Source organism: Micromonospora taraxaci (assembly GCF_007830095.1).
Taxonomy (GTDB): Bacteria; Actinomycetota; Actinomycetes; order Mycobacteriales; family Micromonosporaceae; genus Micromonospora; species Micromonospora taraxaci.
This window is the reverse complement of record NZ_VIWZ01000001.1, coordinates 2,779,910-2,801,353: the sequence shown is the minus strand read 5'-3', so window position 1 is coordinate 2,801,353 and position 21,444 is coordinate 2,779,910. Positions and strand designations below refer to the sequence as shown.

19 protein-coding genes are annotated in these 21,444 nt (G+C 69.9%); 7 read left to right on the top strand and 12 right to left on the bottom strand.

What is annotated here, in order from left to right:
- Positions 1-217: 217 nt before the first annotated feature.
- Both FHU34_RS12990 and FHU34_RS12985 read left to right on the top strand, forming a co-directional pair.
- Positions 218-1,636, top strand: a complete 1,419-nt coding sequence (locus FHU34_RS12990; protein ID WP_145780219.1) for a family 43 glycosylhydrolase — start codon at positions 218-220, stop codon at positions 1,634-1,636.
- 26 nt (positions 1,637-1,662) lie between these two features.
- A complete protein-coding gene (locus FHU34_RS12985; protein ID WP_423437716.1) occupies positions 1,663-3,318 on the top strand; it encodes an RICIN domain-containing protein in 1,656 nt (551 codons plus the stop codon).
- Between the two features lie 11 nt (positions 3,319-3,329).
- Here FHU34_RS12985 and FHU34_RS12980 read toward each other — a convergent pair whose 3' ends face one another.
- From FHU34_RS12980 to FHU34_RS12960, 5 genes are all read right to left on the bottom strand, one after another.
- The gene (locus tag FHU34_RS12980) at positions 3,330-4,625 is read right to left on the bottom strand and encodes a GAF domain-containing protein (protein WP_145780217.1); all 1,296 of its coding nucleotides are present in this window, start codon (positions 4,623-4,625) and stop codon (positions 3,330-3,332) included.
- A gap of 191 nt (positions 4,626-4,816) precedes the next feature.
- A complete protein-coding gene (locus FHU34_RS12975; protein ID WP_208744979.1) occupies positions 4,817-5,740 on the bottom strand; it encodes a SpoIID/LytB domain-containing protein in 924 nt (307 codons plus the stop codon).
- Positions 5,741-5,746: 6 nt separating this feature from the next.
- Positions 5,747-6,631, bottom strand: a complete 885-nt coding sequence (locus FHU34_RS12970; RefSeq protein WP_145780216.1) for a peptidase inhibitor family I36 protein — start codon at positions 6,629-6,631, stop codon at positions 5,747-5,749.
- Positions 6,632-6,665: 34 nt separating this feature from the next.
- A complete protein-coding gene (locus tag FHU34_RS12965) occupies positions 6,666-7,529 on the bottom strand; it encodes a peptidoglycan-binding domain-containing protein (RefSeq protein WP_208744978.1) in 864 nt (287 codons plus the stop codon).
- A 198-nt stretch (positions 7,530-7,727) separates the two neighbouring features.
- Positions 7,728-8,708: an NBR1-Ig-like domain-containing protein gene (locus FHU34_RS12960; RefSeq protein ID WP_145780214.1), complete on the bottom strand. Its 981-nt coding sequence runs from the start codon at positions 8,706-8,708 to the stop codon at positions 7,728-7,730.
- Positions 8,709-8,845: 137 nt separating this feature from the next.
- On the opposite strand from FHU34_RS12960, the gene FHU34_RS12955 reads away from it, so the two are divergent.
- Positions 8,846-9,262 (top strand): hypothetical protein, encoded by a 417-nt coding sequence (locus tag FHU34_RS12955; protein ID WP_145780212.1) that lies wholly within the window; start codon positions 8,846-8,848, stop codon positions 9,260-9,262.
- Between the two features lie 93 nt (positions 9,263-9,355).
- Here FHU34_RS12955 and FHU34_RS12950 read toward each other — a convergent pair whose 3' ends face one another.
- The 7 genes from FHU34_RS12950 to FHU34_RS12925 form a co-directional block, all read right to left on the bottom strand.
- Entirely contained in the window at positions 9,356-11,386 is a 2,031-nt protein-coding gene (locus FHU34_RS12950) for a hypothetical protein (protein ID WP_244311650.1), read from the bottom strand.
- Positions 11,387-11,509: 123 nt separating this feature from the next.
- Positions 11,510-11,656 carry a hypothetical protein gene (locus tag FHU34_RS32960; protein WP_167524818.1) on the bottom strand — a complete coding sequence of 49 codons (147 nt, stop codon included), beginning with the start codon at positions 11,654-11,656 and terminating at the stop codon, positions 11,510-11,512.
- Between the two features lie 130 nt (positions 11,657-11,786).
- The gene (locus FHU34_RS12945) at positions 11,787-12,425 is read right to left on the bottom strand and encodes a GNAT family N-acetyltransferase (RefSeq protein ID WP_145780208.1); all 639 of its coding nucleotides are present in this window, start codon (positions 12,423-12,425) and stop codon (positions 11,787-11,789) included.
- 51 nt (positions 12,426-12,476) lie between these two features.
- Positions 12,477-13,211, bottom strand: a complete 735-nt coding sequence (locus FHU34_RS12940; RefSeq protein WP_244311649.1) for an ABC transporter ATP-binding protein — start codon at positions 13,209-13,211, stop codon at positions 12,477-12,479.
- Between the two features lie 140 nt (positions 13,212-13,351).
- Complete coding sequence (locus tag FHU34_RS12935; protein WP_244311648.1) at positions 13,352-14,371, bottom strand: FecCD family ABC transporter permease; 1,020 nt, start codon at positions 14,369-14,371, stop codon at positions 13,352-13,354.
- Positions 14,372-14,451: 80 nt separating this feature from the next.
- Positions 14,452-15,240 (bottom strand): class I SAM-dependent methyltransferase, encoded by a 789-nt coding sequence (locus FHU34_RS12930; protein WP_145780203.1) that lies wholly within the window; start codon positions 15,238-15,240, stop codon positions 14,452-14,454.
- Entirely contained in the window at positions 15,237-16,241 is a 1,005-nt protein-coding gene (locus FHU34_RS12925; RefSeq protein WP_167524817.1) for an ABC transporter substrate-binding protein, read from the bottom strand. The genes FHU34_RS12930 and FHU34_RS12925 overlap by 4 nt, the downstream gene beginning before the upstream one ends.
- Before the next feature lie 169 nt (positions 16,242-16,410).
- Here FHU34_RS12925 and FHU34_RS12920 point away from each other — a divergent pair, with 169 nt between their 5' ends.
- The 4 genes from FHU34_RS12920 to FHU34_RS12910 all read left to right on the top strand — a co-directional run bounded on the left by FHU34_RS12920 (position 16,411) and on the right by FHU34_RS12910 (position 21,437).
- Positions 16,411-16,797: a YciI family protein gene (locus tag FHU34_RS12920; protein ID WP_145780199.1), complete on the top strand. Its 387-nt coding sequence runs from the start codon at positions 16,411-16,413 to the stop codon at positions 16,795-16,797.
- Positions 16,797-18,011 (top strand): RNA polymerase sigma factor, encoded by a 1,215-nt coding sequence (locus FHU34_RS12915; protein ID WP_145780198.1) that lies wholly within the window; start codon positions 16,797-16,799, stop codon positions 18,009-18,011. Before FHU34_RS12920 ends, FHU34_RS12915 begins: the two co-directional genes overlap by 1 nt.
- A 206-nt stretch (positions 18,012-18,217) precedes the next feature.
- Positions 18,218-18,355 carry a hypothetical protein gene (locus tag FHU34_RS32955; protein WP_167524816.1) on the top strand — a complete coding sequence of 46 codons (138 nt, stop codon included), beginning with the start codon at positions 18,218-18,220 and terminating at the stop codon, positions 18,353-18,355.
- A gap of 214 nt (positions 18,356-18,569) precedes the next feature.
- A complete protein-coding gene (locus tag FHU34_RS12910; RefSeq protein ID WP_145780196.1) occupies positions 18,570-21,437 on the top strand; it encodes an RICIN domain-containing protein in 2,868 nt (955 codons plus the stop codon).
- The last annotated feature ends 7 nt before the right edge of the window (positions 21,438-21,444 follow it).

Sequence of the window (21,444 nt, the reverse complement as noted above, 5' to 3'; positions counted from 1 at the left end):
TTTCGCCACCTCGACGTAACGCCACCGTCATGTCTCCCCTGCCCGCTCACGCTTCTTCCCGGCGGGATGCCGTAGGTCGACCGTCCCCGGGTGGCGTCGTCTGGACGCTCACCAACCGCACGGAGGACAGATGTCGCTGCCACTCCCCCGCACCGGTCCGGTCATCTGCCCAGCAGTCGGTTCCGCGCCAACCGGCCCCCGACGCCTACGGTCGGCAGTGGCAGCCGCGTTGGTGGTGCTCGCCGTGTCGGCCGGGCTGCCCGTGGCCGGGCCGGCGCAGGCCGCACCAGCCGTGAACTACACCAACCCGCTGGTCAACCAGCGGGCCGATCCGCACATCGTCCGGCACACCGACGGCTACTACTACATGACCGCGACGGTGCCGCAGTACGACCGGATCGTGCTGCGACGCGCGACCACCCTGCAAGGGCTGGCGACGGCGGCGGAGACGACGATCTGGAACCGACACACCAGCGGAGAGATGGGCGCCCACATCTGGGCACCGGAGATCCACTTCATCAACAACCGGTGGTACGTCTACTTCGCCGCCGGCCGGACCGACGACGTGTGGCGGATCCGGATGTACGTGCTGGAGAACGCCAACGCGAACCCGCTGAGCGGTTCATGGACCGAACGCGGCCGGATCACGACACCCTGGGACACCTTCAGTCTCGACGCCTCGACCTTCGTCGCCAACGGGGTGCGCTATCTGACCTGGGCACAGCAGGAACCGAGCATGCCCAACAACTCCAACGTCTACCTCGCCCGGATGGGCGCCAACCCCTGGCAGATCACAGGCACGGTGACCCGCCTCGTGGTGCCGACGTACGACTGGGAAACCCGCGGCTACCGGGTCGCCGAGGGACCGGCGGTGATACAGCGCAACGGTCGCATCTTCCTGACCTACTCGGCCAGCGCCACCGACGCCAACTACTGCCTCGGAATGCTGACCGCCTCCGCCAGCGCGAACCTGCTCGACGCCGCCTCCTGGAGCAAGAGCCCCACCCCGGTGTTCGCCAGCAACGCGGCCACCGGCCAGTACGGCCCCGGCCACAACTCCTTCACCGTCTCCGAGGACGGACAGAGCGACATCCTCGTCTACCACGACCGCAACTACCGCGACATCAGCGGCGATCCGCTCAACGATCCGAACCGGCGGACCAGGCTCCAGAAGCTGTACTGGAACGCCGACGGCACCCCGAACTTCGGCATTCCGGTGCCCGACGGGGCCACCCCGGTCCGGCTGCGGGCGCATGACCTGAGCGGCAGCTACGTACGGCACTACGACTACCGGGCCCGGATCGAGCCGAACGTGACCAACCTGGCCGACTCCCAGTTCCGCATCGTCAACGGCCTCGCCGGCGGCGGATCGGTGTCGCTGGAGTCGACCAACTTCCCCGGCTACTACCTGCGGCACCGCGGCTATGCGCTGTACGTCGAGAAAAACGACGGGTCGTCCCTCTTCGGCAACGACGCGAGCTTCCAACGCCGAGCCGGCCTCGCCGACAGCGCCGGGCTCTCGCTGGAATCGCAGAACTTCCCCGGACGGTACGTGCGCCACCGCGACGGGCTGCTCTACATCGAGGCCGTCAGTTCGACCGCCGAGCGCGGCTCCGCCACCTTCCACAGCGAATAGCCGCCCACCCCCAGACAGGAGGACTCATGCCTCTCACCACCAGAAGGCCGTCCAGCGCCGAGCCGGTCCGCCGTGCGGGGCGTACCGGCCTGGTGCTGGCCATGATCACCACGCTGGTCGGCGCGGCCGGTGCCGTACTGGTCGGCGCACCGCCGGCAGCTGCGGCGAGCATCGACACCAACGCCTCCTACGTCCTGGTCAACCGGCACAGCGGCAAGGTCCTCGACGTCCGGGACACCTCGACGGCAGACGGCGCGGTGATCCAGCAGTGGTCCCGTAACGACGGCGCGTGGCAACAGTTCCAGTTCGTCTCCTCCGGGAGTGGCTACTACCGCCTGAAGGCCCGGCACAGCGGCAAGGTCGTCGACCTCTGGGAGTGGAACACGGCCGACGGCGCCGAGTACCGCCAGTGGTCCGATCTCAACGGCACCAACCAGCAGTTCCAGGTCCTCGACTCGGACGGCGGCTACGTCCGGCTGATCAACCGCCACTCCGCGAAGGCACTTGAGGTCTGGGAGCGGTCCACGGCCGACGGCGGCCGGATCAGTCAGTACGCCGACCTCAACGGCCCGAACCAGCAGTGGCAGCTGGTCGCGGTGGGCGGCGGCAGCACGCCACCGACCACCGGCTGCGGCAGCGGGTCGACGAACGCCGAGGCCGTCCTGAGCGGGAGCACCTGGACGGCCCGCAACGGCTCCTCGACTGTCTACTCGGGCGGGGACATGGTGTCGGCGATGCAGGCGGCGGTCAACTCACTGTCCGCCGGTCGGACGTCCAAGCAGCGCGTGGTGGTGCGCGGCTCCGGGTCGATGAGCGCGGGTTCGCGGTTGTCGCTGCCGTCGTACACGACGCTGGCGGTGTGCGGCACGATCAACGTGACCGGGTCGGGTTCGGGCGACCAGGCGCCGGTGTACTCGCGCGGCACCACTGACGTCGAGGTGCAGAACCTGACGCTGACCGGGTCGCCGCTGTACGGGATCTTCATGCGCAACGTGAACAACCTGACCCTCGGGCAGATCGACATGCGGCTCTCCGCCGGCCTGGGCATTCGCATCGACAACCACGGTGGTGATCGGGCGGTCAAGGTGCGCAACGTGCGTATCGACACCGTGTACGTGTCGGGGACCGGTACCCACGGGGTGGAGACGTACGGCGTGGACGGCCTGACGATCGGCACGGTCACGGCACGGAACACCCGGGACTCCGGGCTGCTGCTCAACGACACGATCAACGCCACGGTGGGCACCGTCGACGCGCAGAACGCCGGGGCAGGCACCGGGTACGCCGCGTTCCGGATGGCCAACCGCAACGGCCGGGTGGGCAACTCGTACCCGACCAACATCCGGGTCGGGAACGTGATCGCGTCCGGCGGTGGCCGGGGGATCTTCTGCGTGTCCGAGTCCGGTGGCGCGGTCATCGACCGGGTGACCATCTCGAACACGGGGAACAACTCGATCCTGGTGGAGAACTGCTACAACGTCGTCATCGCCGGGGTGTCCGGGACGGTGACGGGCGGCGGCGAGATAAGGATCGCGGCGCGAACGGAGTTCCCGATCTCCTCCGGCATCCGGTTCCAGAACCTGACCGTCAGCGGCACCAACATCACCCAGAGCCCGTGCGGTGGGGCCAACAACACCATCAGCAACGTCACGCGAATCAACTCGACGCTGACCTGGTGTTGACGGGTGTCGGATCAGCGGTTGAGGTAGGCGGCCAGGCCACCGAGTTCCTCGTTGGCGATGAACACCGAGCGCACGTTGAGGATGGCCTCCTCGACGTGCGCGGCACAGCCCCACGCCGAGTCACCCCACGAGTCGGCGATCTTGATCTCGGCGGCTGCCGTGCATCCGGGGGCATCACCGAGCTGGCAGTGCTCGGGATGGGGCTGGGCGGCCTGCGCGGCCGCGGCGGCACGCATCCGCGCCGCGAGTTCGGCGGAGGCGGCTGCGCGTCGCTCGGCCTCGGCGCGCAGCTCGCGCTCCACGCGTACCACAGTGGCCAGTTCGTCGTGTGCGGACCTGGCGCGTGCCTCGGCGGCCGCCTTCGCCTCCTCGATGTGGTGACGCTCGATGGCGAGCGCCGCGGTGCCGGCGAAGACGCGGATGAGAGCGAGGTCGGTGTCCTGCGGCACGCGGGGGGTGCGGTGGTACATGGCGAAGGTGCCCAGCAGACCGCCGTCGCGGGCCAGGATCGGCGTCGACCAGCAGGCGGCCAGCCCCGCCTGGTCGGCGAGCTGCCGGAAGTCGGTCCAGAACGGGTCGGCGGCGATGTCGGTGACGATGACCGGTTCCCGGCGATGGGCGGCGGTGCCACAGGAGCCGACGCCCTCGCCGGTCGCTATCCCGTCGATGGCCTCGTTGTAGAAGTCGGGCAGGCTGGGGGCTGCGCCGTGGCGCAGGTGTCGGCCGTCGGCGTCGGCGAGCAGCACGGAGACGAGCACCTCCTGCGGCGCCAGATTCTCGATGCAGCGGGCCATCCCGTCGAGCACCTCGGTCAGGGGCGCCTGACGGGCGATCTGCTCCAGCAGGGCACGGTGTTCGGTCATCAACCGTTGGGCGTGCTTGACCTGGGTGGTCTCCACACCGAGCACCCGGACCCCGATCACCTCACCGGTGGCATCCCGACGCGGCTCGTAGGAGACGTCGAAGAACGACTCGCGCGCGTGCGGACCGGCGCCCACCATGACCCGGACGTCACGGCCGACGTACGGCTCACCCGTGCGGTACACCTGGTCGAGCAGCGCGATGAACCCCTGACCGGCCAGTTCGGGCATCAGGTCCCCGAGGGGCACACCGGTGTGAGCCCGTTCCTGGCCGACGGTGTCGAAGAACGCCCGGTTCGCCGACTCCACCAGGTGTGCCGGCCCGGCCAGTAGGGCGAAGACGGCGCTGGACTGCCCGAACAGTGCCCGCAGGTCCTCCTCCGCCGCTGTGTGCCCGGCAACCGCCGGATCCGCGGCAGGCGGTCGGGGACTCGATACCGCAGTCATGTCGTGGTCCGCCTCGCCTCAGCTCCGTGGACAGATCGGCGACCCAAGTGCCGCTGGGCGCGACCAGTCGCCTCTGCCCATCGCGACTCGCCCGCCACCAACCTACGGGACGCCGCTGCGGTGCTTCCAGGAACATGGCCGCGCGCCACCCGCCGCAGAACTGCGGCGGGTGGCGCGGTCGGCGTGTGACCTCAGGAAAGAGCCACATCGCGGTAGTAGTAGCGCAGGATGGCCTGGTACGTCCTGCCCTCGTTGGCGAGATCGCGGGAGCCGTACTGCGACATCCAGTCCCCGTCCACCCAGCCGCCACAGGCTGTCGTTGTCGCGCAGTAGTGCGCCCGCAGGATGTTGCCGCTCCGGGTCATCCGGGTCGACCAGGTGCGGTCCACCGCGGCGGACGTCGAGGCCTGCGCCGACGACGGTCGGTAGACCTGGTCCCCGGTGTCGTCACGGACGTCGTAGCACTGCCCACCGGGGGTCTTGCGGGTCGAGTGCAACGCCCAGTACCAGGCGTAGCTCTTGACGGCGACGGCACCGGCGTCCAGCGAGGCGTTCGGCCAGCTGGTCACCCACTCGTTCGGGAGGACGTTCTTGACGTACGTCTTGAAGTCGACCCGGTCGACGCGACCGAGCCCGACCCGGTAGACCAGGATGGTGCTCGGCAGCGTGCTGTTGGTGCCGTCGGTGCTGCACCCCGTCGGTCCGCTCAGCAGTTCGTGCGAGGCGTTGTTGTTCTTCAGCGTGGCGTTGAGATTGCCCTTCGCCCCGGACGCGAAGTCCTGGCTCGCACCCGCGAAGTTGCTGTTGAAATAGACCCGCACGGTCTTACCGGTCCGGTTCCACACCGACGCGGCGTTGTTCTTGACGCACAGGCCCTTGCCGCTGCCCGCGCCCTTGAAGTCGTAGCAGGTCGGTTGGGTTGTTCCGTAGTCGTCCAGGGAGTCGCTGAAGTCGGAGACCGAGCCGGCCTGGTTGCTGTTGTAGTAGTAGCAGAACTCGCCGCTGTCGCAGGTTCCGTCGCGTACGGCCGCCGCTGCCGGCGAGGCGACACTCAGGATTGAGGTGGACATGGCGAGGACGGCGCCGACGACGGCGAGGCCCTGGCGAATATTCACGGCGTCCTACCTCTCGTTGTAGCCCTGGGCGTTCCAGAACGCGGTCGGGTCGGCGTTGTCCAGGGTGGGATCGCCGACGCTGACGGCCGCGTGGGTCTGCCGGCCGGCCCGGACCTCGACGTGGGTGTGCGCGCCCGAACTGGAGGACACCCCGTGCCACGACTCATCGGCGATGATCTCACCCTTGCTGATGGCGTCGCCCACGCCCACCCCGGACCTCGGTGCGGTGTGCAGGTAGATCACCGTCTTGTTGAGCGAGGAGTTGTAGACGGAGATCGTGGACAGGCCGCCGCTGCCGGTGTTGCCCCGCGCGACGTAGGTGACCGTTCCGGAGACCAGGGCGCGCACATCCGACCCGACGCTGCGGGCGATGTCGATGCCCTCGTGCCGGCCGGGCGTCGTGGTGTACCCGTCGAAGCCGCACGTGACCGCGCCGCCGCTGGCCTGGTACAGGGCGTACGACAGGTTCGTGCGCGTCGACGGCGAGAACTGGTGCGAGGCGTTGTTGTTCTTCAGCGTGGCGTTGAGGTTTCCCTTCGCACCAGCCGCGAAGTCCTGGTAGGAACCGGCGTAACCGCTGTTGTAGTAGACGCGTACGGTCTTGGTGCTCCGGTTCCAGACCGAGGCGGCCTCGTTCTTGATGCACAGGCCCTTGCCGGCGCCAGCGCCCTTGAAGTCGTAGCACGAGGGCTGCTCGGTGCCGTAGTCGTCGAGCGAACCGGTGAAGTCCGAGACCGATCCGGCGTTGTCGCTGTTGTAGTAGTAGCAGAACTCGCCGCTGTCGCAGACCCCGTCTCGGGCAGCCGCCGACGCGGGTGATGCGACGCTGAGGATCGAGGTGGTCGCGGCCAGCGCGACGCCGACGGCGGCGAGGCTCTTACGGATGTTCATGGTGTCCTTTCCGAAAACGGTGAGGGGGTGCGGGTCACTGCCCGCGCTGGTACTGCTCCCAGGTCCTGATGGGGATCCGGGGGCCGTCGTCCGGGCCCTGGTTGGCCAGGCCGTTCATGCCGAGGTAGTAGTCCCCGACCTGGTGCTGCGCCGGGCTGGACAGGTCCGTGTCGTTGATCGCCGTGGCATGGATGTGCCACGGCCAGTCGCCCTGGCTCGGGCTACGCACCCAGGCGGCGAAGCCGACCTGACGGAGGGCTCGGGCCACGGCGGTGCGCTTGGCGGCGGTCATGCCGGTGACCGCGATGTCCACCACGCCGCCGCCGTCGTGCGTACCGGCCGAGGTCGGGTCACCACCGGGGTTGTACGAGCCCTGTTCGAGCACCAGGGCGTACCCGAGCAGACGTTGGGCCTCGGTGAGCATGGCCTGCGTGCGGGCGTTGACGACCTGCCCGTCGCGCTGCACCTTGGCGCCCGGGCCGATCGGGTTGCCGACGGTGTACCGGTTCTGCCCGAGCTTGGTCAGCGACGTCGTGCCGGGCAGCCCGTTGGCGGCGAGACCGGTGTAGCCGAGCGAGCGCTGGTAGGCCGCGTACGCCGAGATGGTGACGGTGCCGAAGTAGCCGTCGACCCACTGCGCGCTGAGCAGGTTCCGGGCCTGGAGCGCCTGCTCGACGGCGAGCACGGAACTCTTCGCACCCGGGGTCAGCGTGTTGTCGGCGCGGCGCGGGTCGATCTGGGCGGCCAGGACGGTGGCCTCCATGTCCACCACCGGCAGCGCGGCGGTGGTGACGGCCCGCTGGGCGGTGGCGTCGGGCGTCGCGGCCGACGCGTGGGCCGGGACGCTGGCGGCCACACAGAGCGCGGCGAGCCCGACGGTTAACCAGGGACGGCGCAAGATTGATCCTCCTCGTAGGTGGTGAGTCGCGTTGGGAACGGACATCACAGTGCGAGGAGGCACCTGCTGTTCGGTACCCCGTTGGCCTGTCAGATTCGTCAGGTCGTCTTCGACCTGCATGAATGCGGTGTTGTCAGTTTGGGAGCGCCCGGGCCTGACATCGAAGCGGTCGCACCCCGACGCCGCTCAGGGACGCGTTCAGGCGGTGACGGTGACCATGAAATACACCGGCCGGCGGGTAGGGAAGAATTCCTGCCCGTTCTCGTCGACCATCTTCCAGCTGACCCAGCACTTCCCAGGACTGCTCGGCGCAGTGACCGGAACGCTGATCATCACCTGCTCACCGGGCGGTGTGTCGCCGATCGCCACCCGATCCGGCACCTGGCATCCGTCGGCGTCGGCGGTCGGGTTCGTCCGTGCCAGGTAACGGTTGTGCCAGACGACCTTCCCCACGTTCGCGAGGGCCCACACCTTCACGAACTGGGTGTTCACCTTCACTCGCGTGCCGTCGGGGATGGTGACGTCCGCGACGAACTTGCTCGAGTCGCCGGCGATCAACGAGTCCGAGAAGGCCGACGCCGACGGCGACGAGGCAGACGACGCCGATGTGACAGGAGTGCCCGAGCGGTCCGGCGACGACCAGTCCCGCAAGGTCACGCCCAGGACGGCGACAATCGCCACCACCATCACCACCGCTGCGGCGGCCAGCCACGGCGAACGGCTCCTGCGCGCTCCGGCCTCCTCCTCGACGTGTGCGTACTCCGCGACCCGCAGGTCGCTCCCGTGATCCGCCGCCGACCCACCGTCGCCCGTCGCCGTGGCGCCCACGGTGGGCTCGGGTTCGACGTCGGCCTCGGAACCGGCGACATCCGGCGCGGGGTCGTCGTCCGGGACGCCGGGGACCGAACCCGGGCGCTGCGCCTCCTCCCACCTCCGTCGCCACTGGGCCTCGTCCGCCTCACAGGCTCGGACGAACTCCCGCGTGGTCTCCCACGAAGGGAACCTGGTGCCAGCAGCGGCTTCGTGCAACGTCGTGTGCGAGATCCGGCCCGACCGTCCGGCCATCTTGCGGAAGGACGGGTCGCCCACCTCGGTCCGCAGTGCCCGCAACTGTTCGGCGAACCTTCCTGCGGCCAACCGGTCCTGCACTCCATCCGTGGCGGCACGCTGGTCCTTCATCACTCCCCCATGTCAGACGGCGTCGTCAGGCGTTGTCAGAGCGTGTCAGAGGCTACCGAACGGGTGATGGCGGCGATCAATGTGGTGCATCGACGACATCGGGCTCCACGGTCCCGGTGCATTGAAGGAGGTCACCGATGAAGAGTCTCTCCCGACGTGGTGTGCGCGTCCTCGCGGCCGCCGCGCTGGCGGTGCCCGCGACGCTGGCGTTCGCCGGACCAGCCCACGCCGAGACCAACCCGCGCTGCGTGGATTCGGTCCAGATCGGCGCGACCGCGTACGTCACCGTTGGCGGTCAGACCGCCGCTTCGGTCAAGCAGTACAAGGGCTGCGGCAAGAACTACGCGTACACGTACGTGTGGCAGCAGTACCGGGAGACCCACGGCTCGTACCAGGTCTGCACCTCGATCGTGACCGGAACCACGCTGCGCGACCTGCAGTGTTCCAGCGGCAAGGAGGTCTGGTCCTCGGGCGCCAACACCCTGTCGGTGTGCACCCGGGCCCTCGGCGGGATCTCGGACGTGGCGCAGAAGGAGACCGAGGTGCGCTGCTGACCGCCGTACTCGACGGTGCACCACAGCGGCGGTTCCCGTGACCGCCGAGCGCGGCCCGGCGGTCACCCCGCCGGGCCGTGCTCGGTCACCGCCTCACGGGCAGGGCTTGCCCGCGCAGACGTCGACGACAGTGCCGGTGAGCAGGAAAATCGCCTTCTGTTTCTGGGCGCCGGCCTGGGCGCGCGGGAACTCGTGCGAGTCGTCGCCGTACTCCGGCCCGGCCGGTGCGAGGTTGGTCGGCGGCGGCGCCTGAGCCGCGCCGCTGTTCCAGACCACCATCGCCGAGCCGGTGTACGGGTACCTGCGGATCGGCGCGATCCCCCAGTACGGGCGCACGTCCGAGGACCAGCCGTCGGCGAGGGCGGGAGTGTGCAGGCGGGCGCCGATGGTGCGTGCCTGGACCTCGGCCGCGGCGGGCGACACCTGCTGGTCGCCGAAGGCCACGTGCATCAGCACCTGGTGTGCCGGGGTGCGCGGCAGCGGCCGGTCGGTCATGTGTTGCGCGTACCCGTTGGCCTCGGATCGGTCCCACACCATCTGCAGCAGCGCGAGGATCAGCTGTTGATCGGCCTTGTCCGGGTAGTAGCCGTCCAGCACCGTCTGGAACGGGGCGAAGTCCACGCTGCGTTGCAGGAGCGTGGAGTAGTTCATCGCCGGCACGCCGAGCACGGAGCGGGTCCAGTCCTGCGCGATGGCGGTGAGCGCCCCGCCGTTGATGCCGCCCTGGCTGTTGCCGTCGTAGTGCAGCCCGCCCGCCAGGTTGATCAGCGGCCGTGCGGTGGCGTCCCGGAACGCCGGGTGGGCGGCGAACCCGCCTGGGTGGATCATCGCGCGGCCCAGGAAGAGGAAGTTCAGGAAGCTCTGCTGCAACCGGTCCGCCACCGCCGGGAAGGCGCTGAGGTCGGTGAAGGCGCCAGCCACGTAGGGAACATCGGCGGCGGCCATGCCGATCCAACTGGTCGCGCAGAAGGTGAAGTTGTGGGTGTTCGACATCGTCCTGACGTTGCCGGCGTTGACCTCGGTCGGTCTGCCGAGCAGGCCGTGGCCGTAGAGCGACAGGTGAGCCGGCTTGGCGGCGGTGGCGCTGCGCGGGATGTTGCAGACGAAGTCGGCCGCCAGCGTCGTGCCGGACGGAGTGGGCAGGGCGTTCGGCGTCTGCGGCATCCCGGGGCCGCCAGTTGGCCCGTAGTGCAGCCGGGAGCCGGGCCCGCCGTCGCCGGTCAGATATGACGGTACGCCGACGGTGCCGGTCACCTGCCGGGCGATCAACGGCTCCTGCTCCGGGGCGTAGTCGGTCACCTGCGTGACGGTGAACGACGGCGCGTCACGCCGAAGGGCGGCGAACGCGCTGTCCCGCATCGCCAACATCCGCCCGGTCAGGCCCTGTCGACTGGCGACGGTGAAGTCCCAGGCCAGGTAGAGGCTGTGCCGCTTGACGCCGGCCCTGGTCAGGTCGGCGACGATCCGCTTCATCTGCGGGACGCGACTGTCCCGATGGCCGAGGCCGGCACCTGTCACGTACGGCGTGAACGCCTTCGGCGCCGGGATCGTCGCCCCCGTGCCGTCGCGCATGCCACGCAGGCCGACGACGTAGCGGGTGCCCTCGGTCAGAGCCACCGCCGGCCGGATGATCAGCACCTGCCGGTCGGGCTGGCCGACCGCGTGCGCGTCCAGCTCGGCCCAGTACGGCGTGCGCTTCCCGGTTCGCGCGTCGAGCAGGACGATCGGCGCGTCCGGTGCCAGCGAGCGGCCGATGTCGGTGACCGGCGCGATCCCGGTCGCCGCCACGTCGAGGCCGGGAACCCGAACCAGGATCGGTGAGCCGGGGCTGAACCCGTCCTGCCGGTTCCATTCCGTCGGGTCGATCGGGGTCCCCTGCGCGTTGGCCGGCATAGCGGAGGCGGCGATCCGCACCCGCTTGCCCGTGGGGCTTGTCCGATCGGGCACCGTGAAGTAGTCGTTCGGGAACGGCAGCAGGCAGGCGGTCGGGTCGATCGGGTCGCAGGACGGACGGCCGGAAGTCGTTGGCGGTGCCGCGGGGGCCGCCGTGCCGAGCAGGACGGCGCCCGCGGTCACCAGCACGGACACGGCGAGACGGAGCCCTCTGGAAGTGGTCACACGCATCTCCTTCGACGCAGGACGGCGAATCGATGAAGGGCCGACGGTGGTGTTCTTCCTACGCTTGTGAAAGAAGCTCAGCAAGCGTCGATCCGTCGGCCCCGCGTCGAAGGAGTACGCAGCCCCCGGTCAGGCGGTGATCACCGGCCAGGCGTACGCGAGCAGGGCGCAGGCGGCACCGAGGAGCGCGAGCGAGATGCCCCGGGTGGGCAGTGGCAGGGCCGCGAGCACGATCAGGATGACGGCGACGATGTAGAGAAATGCCTGGGCGGACATATTGGTCTCCTCGATCAAGGGGTGACTGGCGAGTGAATCTCCCGCCGAGATGCCCCCGGCCGTGATCGCGGAAACGTCCCGCCCGATCACGAATACGTCCACAGTGTGGCGTTCGACGCGTGACCTGCGCCTACGCGAGGAGCAGCGCTTCGGCTCCCACCGGTCGAAACCCGGCCGCCTGGAAGGCGCGTACGCTGCGCGCGTTGCCGACGGCCTGCTGGGACCAGACCGGTCGACCGTCCGGCACCAGATGTCGGGCGGCCGTCGCCAGCGCTCTCCCCAGGCCCCGGTGGCGGTGCTCGTCGTCGACCTCGATCGCCACCTCCCAGCGACCGGCCACCCCTCGGCCGAGGACGATCACCCCGCCCTCGGCGGCCCAGACGCGCACATCGTCACGACGCCGGCGGGCCCTGACCTCGCGCGGATGACCGGCCTCGGTCAGCTCGGTCAGCTCCAGTGGCGGAGCCCCGGCGAGGCAACTCGCCACGGTCAACAGGTCGATCGTGTCCGTGGACCGCCGGGTGCGGTCGAGCAGAGCACCCAGGAATCGCGGATTCATCGTGGCCGCCAAGGGGTCGCAGTCGACAGCGGCCAACGTACGTCGTACCCATTGGGGGTCCTCGTCGGTGAACACCACCGAGTGGCCGGTGAAGGCGATGACCCCGGCGTCGCGGTGGCTCGGCTGCGCGACCACAGTGGTCCCGCCGTCCGGTGGCGGGAAGTCCCCGTGCGTCGCCGCCTCCAGGATGTCGGCCAACGTGCGCTCCATGGTCGTATCCTCCTCCGTTCCGGGCCGCGCTGTTTGCCGTGGGGGTGCCGTCTACGGCGGAGGTCTGCGGTACCGGATCCGGGGCCGGCCGTCGGCGGCGATGTCCACGTCCGCGCGCACCTGGTAGACCTGCTCGATCCGGCTTGCGGTGAGGACCTCGACGGGCGTACCCGCCGCGACCACCCGGCCGCTGCACAGAAGCACCAACCGGTCGCAGTACTGGGCGGCCAGATTGAGATCGTGCAGGGTCACCACGACGGTGCTGGTCGACTCGGCGAGGAACCGCAGCAGCTCCAGCTGATGCCGGATGTCCAGATGGTTGGTCGGCTCGTCGAGCAGCAGCAGATCCGGTTCCTGCACCAGGGCACGGGCCAGGTCGACCCGCTGCCGCTCGCCGCCGGACAGGCTGGACCAGCGCCGCTGCTCGAAGCCGGCCAGACCGGCCTCGGCGAGAGCACGCCGTGCCAGGTCCAGATCCGCGGCGCCGACCCCGGCAATACGTGGCCGGTACGGGATCCGGCCCAGCAGAACCACCTCCAGTGCGGACATCTCCACGTCGGTGGCGACCTGTTGGGTGACCACAGCGATCCGTCGAGCAAGGGCACGTCGGGGTATCGCCCTCAACGCAACGTCGTCGAGCAGCACCCTCCCGGACTCCGGTCGGGTCAGCCCGGCCAGTAGCCGCAGCAGGCTCGATTTGCCGGAGCCGTTCGGCCCGAGCAGCCCGACCGTGACGCCCGGTTCGGCGGTGAGCGCCACCCCGGCCAGGATCCGTGCGCCGGCCACGCCCCACCCCACCCCGTCCGCGTGCAGCCGCGCCGGCAAGGCTCCAGCCGGGTACGGGGCACGGTCTGGCCGGTCCTCTCCGGCACCGCCGGCCGTCCGACCATCGCTTTCCACGCTTCGGCCGGAAGGGTCTCGCCCGATCATGGTGTGCCCGTCCGACGTCGCATGACCAGCGCGAACACCGGCACCCCGAGCAGCGCGGTGAGCACGCCCACCGGCAGTTCCTGTGGCGAGAAGACGGTCCTCGCCACAGTGTCCGCCCAGATCAGGAAGATCGCGCCGATCACCGCGCAGGTGGGCAGCAACGTGCGATGCCGGCTGCCGAACAGGAACCGGACGGCGTGCGGCACGGTCAGCCCGACGAAACCGATGGCACCGCTCGCCGCGACCAACGCGGCCGCCATCAGGGCGGTGACGCTGAACAGCAGCAGCCGTGTACGCCCGGGAGAGAAGCCGAGCGAACGAGCGGTGTCGGTGCCGAACGCGAACGCGTCCAGCGCTGTCGCACCGGCCCAGCAGACCAGCAGGCCGACGCCGACAACCACGGCGCTCAGCGCCACCGCCTGCCAGGACGCCGCCGTCAGCGAACCGAGCAGCCAGAACGTCACGCTACGGGTGTCCTGCGTGTGCGCGTCGGAGATCACGATCAAGCTGGTCACCGCGCTGAAGAGCTGGGAGACGGCCACCCCGGCGAGAACGATCCGGGTTGGCTCGCCGGCCCGCCGACCGGCCAGCAGCAGCACCGCGCCGAACGCGGCCATACTGCCGACGAACGCACCGGTGGTCAGATCGACCGGGCCGGCGCCGATCCGGATGCCGAGGACCAGCACCGCCACCGCGCCGGTGGAGGCGCCGGACGACACACCGAGCAGGAAAGGGTCGGCCAGCGGATTACGCGTGAGCGCCTGTAGCACCGCGCCGCACACCGCCAGACCGGCGCCGACCAATGCGGCCAGCAGCACCCGGGGCAGCCGGAGATCCCACACGATGCTGTCCGGCAACGGCGGTAGGGGCTGGACCGGCAGGCCCACGTGACTGGCCACCGCACGCAGGACGCTGTCGACCGGCAGATCGGCCGAACCCACGCTGACCGCCGCCGCGATGGTGACCAGCAGCAGGAGGAAGGCCAGCGGCAGAACGTACCGGCCGAGTTTCGGCACGCCGACGGGGGATGACGATTCTCGTCGCCCCGGTGCTGACGGGTTGCTCACCGAGGCGACGGATCGTGCGGCTCGCAGCTTCATCGGCGGGCGAACACCACATAGTCGTCGAGGTACTGCCAGACCGTGCCGGCCTCGGCGAAGCCTGCCGCACGAAGGGCCGCCAGGTGGAATTCCAGTGAGGCTGGGGCCGGCGGCGGCCGGTCGGCGAACCGCCGGTCGCGCTCGGCGGTCAGCCCGGCCAGTTCCGGGTGTCGGGCCGCCTCGGCGTACCACGCGGAGTAGGTGAGCGCTCCGGCGGCGAAGGTCTCCTGCTGCACCTGCGCGTCATGCCGACCGGCGATGCCGCGCAGGGTGGGCGCCGATTCGTCGTAGCGGAGGTGGTCGGCGTTGAGCAGCACGCCGCCGGCGGGCAGTAGCCGCGCCACTGTGGTGTAGACCCGCAGCAGTTGCTCCGGCGCGAGCCAGTGCAGTGCCGTCGAGGTGAGCACGGCGTCGACTCGCCGTCCGGTCAACGCCTCCTCCCAGCCGTCGACCACCAGGTCGACGTCGTGGACCTCGGCTCGCGCGGTGTACCGGTCCAGGGCACGCCGCGCCACCTGCAGCAGGATCGGGTCGTAGTCGACCGCGACGGAGGTGGCCCGTGGAAACTCGGCCAGCATCCGGTCGCTGATCGCACCGGGACCACAGGCGAGATCCAGGATGGTGAGATCCTCCGGGCAGTGCAGCCGCACCACGTCGGCCATGGCATCGAACCGCAGGTCGCGGTGGGCCACATAGGCGGACTGCTGCTCGTTCCAGAGGTCGAGGAGACGCCGGGCGGCCGACTGGTCCAGCGCGACGACGTCGGTACCGGTCGGCGGGGTCATCGGGCGGTCCCGTGCAGACTGGCGCCGACCAGCTGCGCCGCCTGGACGCTGCGGATCGACGGATCCATCGACGAGCCCGGCACGGTGACGAAACGTCCGGCGACCACCGCGTCCAGTTTCGAGGTCACCGGGTTGCGGCGCAGGAAGTCGATCTTCGATTGGGCGCTGTCGCCGTCGCCGCCCCTGGTCAGGTCCGCCAGCACGATCACGTCCGGATTTCGTTTGGCGATCTCCTCCCAGTTGCCGGCGGGCCACTTCTGGCGGGCATCGGTGAACGCGTTGCGGACACCCAGCAGCGAACTGATCGCGTCCGGAACTCCGCCGTGCCCGGCCACGTACGGGGTGCTCGTACCGGAGTAGTACCAGAGCAGTGACGGGCCGGCACCCGGTGCGGCAGTCGGCGCCGCGCCTCGGGCCTCGGCCAAACGACTCTGCTGGTCGTGGATCACCTTCTCGGCCCGCTCCGGAACCCCGAAGACGCTGGCGATGTCGCGGATCTCCTCGAAGATCCCGTCGAAAGTGACAGTCCGGGTCGCGTCCGTCGGCTTCTCGCACGCGAACTCGGAGAGGTACGCCGGCACACCGAGGGTGGCCAGGTCGGCGCGTGGGCCTGCGGCGTCCGGGGCGTACGCGGAGGTGTAGGTCGAGTAGACGAAGTCCGGGTTCGCCGCGCGGACCGCCTCTCGCGAGGGATAGAGCTTGGCCAGCACCGGCACCTTCTCGTACGCCTGGCGCAGGTCGGGAAGCACCGGGTCGGTCTGGTAGCTGGTGCCGATCATCCGGTCGGCGAGACCGAGGCTGAGCATGATCTCGGTGGCGTTCTGTTCCAGTGCGATCGCTCGCTGGGGCGGCGCGGTGACGCTGACGGGTAGTCCGCAGTTGGTCAGGTGGATCGGGGCGGCCAGGTGGCCCTGCGCGGCAGGTGTGGCGGCTCCACCGGCGGCGCATCCCGCGGTGGCCAGCACCAGACACAGGCCGGCCTTAACGAAAACGGTTTTCATGAGCGGGAACATATCAACGGCGTCCCGGCGGCGCACAGGCGGGTGCGGGTGGTGAACGCCGCCCCGCCGCGAGGGAAGAATGTTCCGCGTCCGTGTCGATTCACGGGCCGCTCGTTCGACAGGTGCGTGCGAGGGTCGTGAGGCGACCCTGCCGGACGAGGAGAACGCGATGTCGAAGTACATGTTGATCATGCGGGGCACCGACGAGACGAACGCTGCCCTGATGGCGTCGATCGACGAGGCGATGGCCGCGACCGGCCGGTTCATCGAGGAGATGATGAAGGCCGGTGTCCTCCTCGCCGCCGAAGGGCTGGACGATCCGGGCCGGGGGGTCGTGGTCGACTTCAGCGGCGAGCCGCCGGTCGTCACGGACGGACCGTACGGCGAGACCCGGGAGCTGTTCGGGGGTTACTTCCTCCTCGACGTCGCCACGAAGGAGGAGGCGGTCGACTGGGCCAGGCGGGTCCCGGCGGTCCGCGGCTCCAAGATCGAGGTCCGGCGGGTGGCCGAGGCCGACGAGGTCCCGCAGAGCGGCGAGAGCAACGGCAGGATCTGATGGGTACGGGCGACGTCGAGGCCGTCTGGCGCATCGAGTCGGCACGGATCGTCGCCACGCTGACCCGGTTCACAGGCGATTTCGGGCTGGCCGAGGACTCCGCCCAGGAGGCGGTGGCCGAGGCGCTGGTGTCCTGGCCGCACGCCTCCCCGACGAATCCGGCCGGGTGGCTGATGGCGACTGCCCGACGGCGGGCGATCGACGCGATCCGCCGCCGGGCCGCCCTCCAGGACCGGTACGCCCTGTTGGCTGCCGATCCACCTGTCGACCAGGAGGTCGACCTCGACCGGATCGACGACGACGTGCTGGCGTTGATGTTCGTCAGCTGCCACCCGGTGCTCTCCCGTGAGGCACGGGTGGCACTGACCCTGCGCGTCGTCGGCGGTCTGTCCAGCGAGGAGATCGCCCGCGCGTTCCTGGTGCCGGTGCCGACAGTGCAGGCGCGAATCACCCGGGCCAAGAGGGCGATCGCGGCTGCCGGGGTGCCCTTCGAGCTGCCGCCGGTCGACGAGCGACGGGATCGGCTGGGCGGCGTTCTCAGCGTCCTCTACGCGATCTTCACCGAGGGATCCACGGCCACGTCGGGTGACCGGCTGCTACGCCCCGACGTCGCGTACGAGGCGATCCGGCTGGCCCGCACACTGACCGCACTGCTGCCGGACGAGCCGGAGGCACACGGCCTGCTCGCGCTGTGCGAGCTGACCGCCGCGCGCTTCCCGGCCCGGACCGAACGAGACGGCACGCCGATCCTGCTGGAAGACCAGGACCGCCGGTTGTGGGACCTCTCGGCGATTCGTCGTGGGCTGGCCGCGCTGACCAAAGCATCGCGGCACGGCCTCGGCCCCTACGGCCTGCAGGCCGCCATCGCGGCCACGCACGCGTCGGCGCCCTCGGTCGAGGAGACGAACTGGGCCCGGATCGTGGTGCTCTACGAGGCGCTGGGGCGGATCGCTCCCTCGCCGGTGGTCGAGCTCAACCGGGCGGTCGCCGTCGCCATGGCCTCGGGTCCGGCGCCGGCCCTGGCCATCGTGGACGCGCTGATCGCCGCGAACCGGCTTCCCGGCTCGCATCTCGTGCCGACCGTCCGCGGTGAGCTGCTGACCCGCCTCGGCCGGCGAGCGGAGGCACGCGCCGAGCTGGAGTCGGCCGCCCGGTTGTGCGCCAACCAGCGCGAACGCTCGGTGCTGCTCGGCAAGGCAGCCGCACTGGACTAGTCGTCGGCGTGGCGACTCACGGTCCCCGAGATGATCCTGACGATCCTCGGGGATTGACCCTCACCGACGTCCACTGTTAACTGCACATCAACGATGTGGATCGATGTTCATCCGTACGCCGTAACCCGGCACGGTGGCAGCGCTCCGCGTCGTCTCGACATCGCCCTCGTTTCGGCGGACGTGGGCAGACCGGGGTATTTCCCGGGGTGCGAGAGCTCCATCCGCACGACGATCCCGAGGAGATCGTGTCGATGAAGATGACGCCGCCGCTACGAATCGCGCTCGCCGCCGGCCCGGACGGACCAGCCATCGCGGCACCCACTGACGCCGGGCAGCGGCATTGACCGCGAACCGAGACGCGATGGATCCCGGGAGAAGCTAGGCCTGATCACCCGCTGAACACGTCGAGTCGGGCAGGTCCACAGTGGCCTGCCGGCCGGCAACGTCTCATCGAGCCCGGCGTCGGCGGCCCGGCTTCGTCCATCCCCCTGGCGTACGCGCACCCACCGGTGCGCGTACGCCCGACCGTCCCGCCCGCCCCCAACCCGGGAGTCCGCCATGCGCACACCACGTCCGCGCCTCACCGCGGCCGTCGTCCTGGCCATCCTCGCCAGCCTCCTGCCGATCATCGTCGGGGTCACCGTCGCGGCACCACCCGCGGCGGCGGCACCACCCGCTACCACCCAGTTCGAGAAGATCAAGCTCGACGGCGGTCTCTCCATGGGAGAGCCGATCGAGTTGTCCGTCCTCCCCGACGGCAAGGTGCTCTACATCAACCGGGGAACCAGTTCCGGCGGCGGACAGGTCCGCCTCTACAACCCCACCACCCGCGCCACCACCGTCGCGCTGACACTGCAACTGGACGCCCGCTTCGAGGACGGCCTGATCGGCATCACCGCGCACCCGAGGTTCGCCACGAACCGCTGGGTGTACCTGTTCTACTCACCGGCCGGGACACCACTGGTCAACCGCATCTCACGGTTCACCTTCAACCCGAGCACGTTGGTGCTCGATGCGGCCAGCGAGACGCGGCTCATCGAGTGGCCGACCGAACGTCGGCTCTGCTGCCACTCGGCCGGGTCGATGACCTGGGACAGCAACGAGAACCTCTACTTCGCCGTCGGTGACAACACCAATTCCGGCGGGGACTCGGCGGGGATGGCGCCGATCGACGAGCGGACCAGCCGCGACGCCCAGTACGACGCGCAGCGGACCTCGGGCAACACCAACGACCTGCGCGGGAAGATCAACCGTATCCACCCGGAGGACAACGGCACGTACACCGTCCCGACCGGAAACCTGTTCGCCTCGGGCACGAGCGGGACCCGTCCGGAGATCTATGTGATGGGGGTGCGCAACCCGTACCGGGTCTGGGTGGACCGGAAGAACAGCAACACCCTCTACTGGGGCGAGGTCGGACCGGACGCGGGCGCGACGATCGCCAACCGGGGGCCGGCGGCGTACGACGAGTGGAACCGGGCCACCGCGCCGGGCAACCACGGTTGGCCGTACTGCGGCGGGCCCAACGTCGCCTACAACGACTGGGACTTCGCCACCAACTCGCCGCGCGGCTGGTTCCCCTGCGGCGGCAGCACTGGCCCGGTGAACAACTCGCCACGCAACACCGGCCTCCAGCAGCTACCACCGACCCGGGGTGCGCTGGTCTGGGAGCAGCACGGCGGCAGCAGGGAGTGGCCCGCCCTGGACAGCCCGGGCGGCTGTGGCTCGCCCAACCACGCCGAGGTCTACCACTACGACCCCAACCTGGTCTCCGACGTGAAGTGGCCGGCGTACTACGACAACAAGCTGCTGATCACCGAGTACTGCCGTAACTGGATCAAGGAGGTCCAGTTCGACAACGGCAACGCCCGCACCGGAAACCCGACGGTCATCGAGCCGGTGCTGGCCGGGATGTCGTTCGTCCACCCGATCGACATGGAGTTCGGGCCGGACGGCTCGCTCTACCTGCTGGAGTACGGCAACGGCTACTTCTCCGGCGACGCCGCTGCCGGGCTGTACAAAATCAACTACGTGGCCGGTGGACGATCCCCGACCGCCGTCGCGTCCGCCACGCCCGACAACGGCCTCAGCCCGTTGACCGTCAGCTTCTCCAGCGCCGGCAGCACCGACCCGGACGGCGACCCGCTGACCTACGCGTGGGACTTCGACAGCAACGGCACCGTCGACTCCACCGCCGCGAATCCCACCTACACGTACGCCAGCAACGGCGACAAGCGGGCCCGGCTCACGGTGTCCGACGGGACCGGCCGCTCCGGCACCACGCAGATCGCGGTCGTGGTGGGCAACAACCGGCCCACCGTCTCGCTCAACGGCATCCCCAACGGTGGGCTGTTCTCCTGGGACGAGAACCTGACCGCCACCGCCACCGCCACCGACGCCCAGGACGGCACCATCGCGTGCGCGAACGTGACGATCCGGGCGGCCCTGGGCCACCAGGAGCACGCACACGAGGAGGGCCAGGGCACCGGGTGCGGCTTCACCGTCAACACCGGGCCGGTGCACGCCGGACCCGACTCGGTGCTCTTCTTCCTGCTGCGCGCCGGCTACACCGACCGGGGTGCCGCCGGGGCCGTACCGCTCACCGCGGAGAAGGACGTCACCCTCTGGCCCAAGCAGTGGCAGGCCGAACACTACGTCTCACTGCACGGTCCCCAGGTCATCAACGCGAGCGGCGCCGAGGGCGGGCGGCGGCTCGGTGACATCCAGAACGGCGAGTACGTCCGGCACCACGGGGTGAGCCTGAAGGGCATCACCGGGATCCGGGCCCGCGTGTCCTCGGACAAGGCCGGCAACGTCGCCTCCTTCCGGTACGACTCCCCCACCGGCCCGGAGATCGCCCGGGTGACAGTGCCCAACACCGGCGGCTGGGACAACTACACCGAGATCAGCGCGTCGGTCACCAAGCCCGACGACAACACCCACGACCTGTACGTCGTGTTCACCGGCGGCAGCGGAGGCGCCCTGCTCGACCTGGACAGCTACACGTTCACCGGTGCGGGGGTGAGCACCCCGACGGGCGGCCCCCGCACCGGCACGATCCGGGGCATGGGCAAGTGCGTCGACGTCAACGCCGGTGGAACCGCCGACGGCACCCGCGTCCAGATGTGGGACTGCATCGTCGGCGAAACCAACCAGCAGTGGACGCTGCCCGGCGACGGCACCATCCGCAACCGGGGCAAGTGCCTGGACGTCCAGTCCAGCGGCACCACCAACGGCACGCCGATCCACCTGTGGACGTGCAACAACACCGGAGCCCAGCAGTGGGTGCCCGGCCCCAACGGCAGCCTGCGCAACCCGCAGGCCAACCGCTGCCTGGACATCCCCGCGTCCACGCCGACGAACGGACGGCAGTTGCAGATCTACGAGTGCAACGGCACCGCGGCGCAGAACTGGATCCTGCCGTGACCCGCCC

Bases quoted from the DNA above. Each gene is read 5' to 3' on its own strand.
- FHU34_RS12950 (WP_244311650.1), bottom strand. From the start codon at position 11,386: ATGCGTGTGACCACTTCCAGAGGGCTCCGTCTCGCCGTGTCCGTGCTG.
- FHU34_RS12925 (WP_167524817.1), bottom strand. From the start codon at position 16,241: ATGAAAACCGTTTTCGTTAAGGCCGGCCTGTGTCTGGTGCTGGCCACC.
- FHU34_RS12930 (WP_145780203.1), bottom strand. From the start codon at position 15,240: ATGACCCCGCCGACCGGTACCGACGTCGTCGCGCTGGACCAGTCGGCC.
- FHU34_RS12980 (WP_145780217.1), bottom strand. From the start codon at position 4,625: ATGACTGCGGTATCGAGTCCCCGACCGCCTGCCGCGGATCCGGCGGTT.
- FHU34_RS12955 (WP_145780212.1), top strand. From the start codon at position 8,846: ATGAAGAGTCTCTCCCGACGTGGTGTGCGCGTCCTCGCGGCCGCCGCG.
- FHU34_RS12920 (WP_145780199.1), top strand. From the start codon at position 16,411: ATGTCGAAGTACATGTTGATCATGCGGGGCACCGACGAGACGAACGCT.
- FHU34_RS12945 (WP_145780208.1), bottom strand. From the start codon at position 12,425: ATGGAGCGCACGTTGGCCGACATCCTGGAGGCGGCGACGCACGGGGAC.
- FHU34_RS12985 (WP_423437716.1), top strand. From the start codon at position 1,663: ATGCCTCTCACCACCAGAAGGCCGTCCAGCGCCGAGCCGGTCCGCCGT.
- FHU34_RS12910 (WP_145780196.1), top strand. From the start codon at position 18,570: ATGCGCACACCACGTCCGCGCCTCACCGCGGCCGTCGTCCTGGCCATC.
- FHU34_RS32960 (WP_167524818.1), bottom strand. From the start codon at position 11,656: ATGTCCGCCCAGGCATTTCTCTACATCGTCGCCGTCATCCTGATCGTG.
- FHU34_RS12970 (WP_145780216.1), bottom strand. From the start codon at position 6,631: ATGAACATCCGTAAGAGCCTCGCCGCCGTCGGCGTCGCGCTGGCCGCG.
- FHU34_RS12915 (WP_145780198.1), top strand. From the start codon at position 16,797: ATGGGTACGGGCGACGTCGAGGCCGTCTGGCGCATCGAGTCGGCACGG.
- FHU34_RS12960 (WP_145780214.1), bottom strand. From the start codon at position 8,708: ATGAAGGACCAGCGTGCCGCCACGGATGGAGTGCAGGACCGGTTGGCC.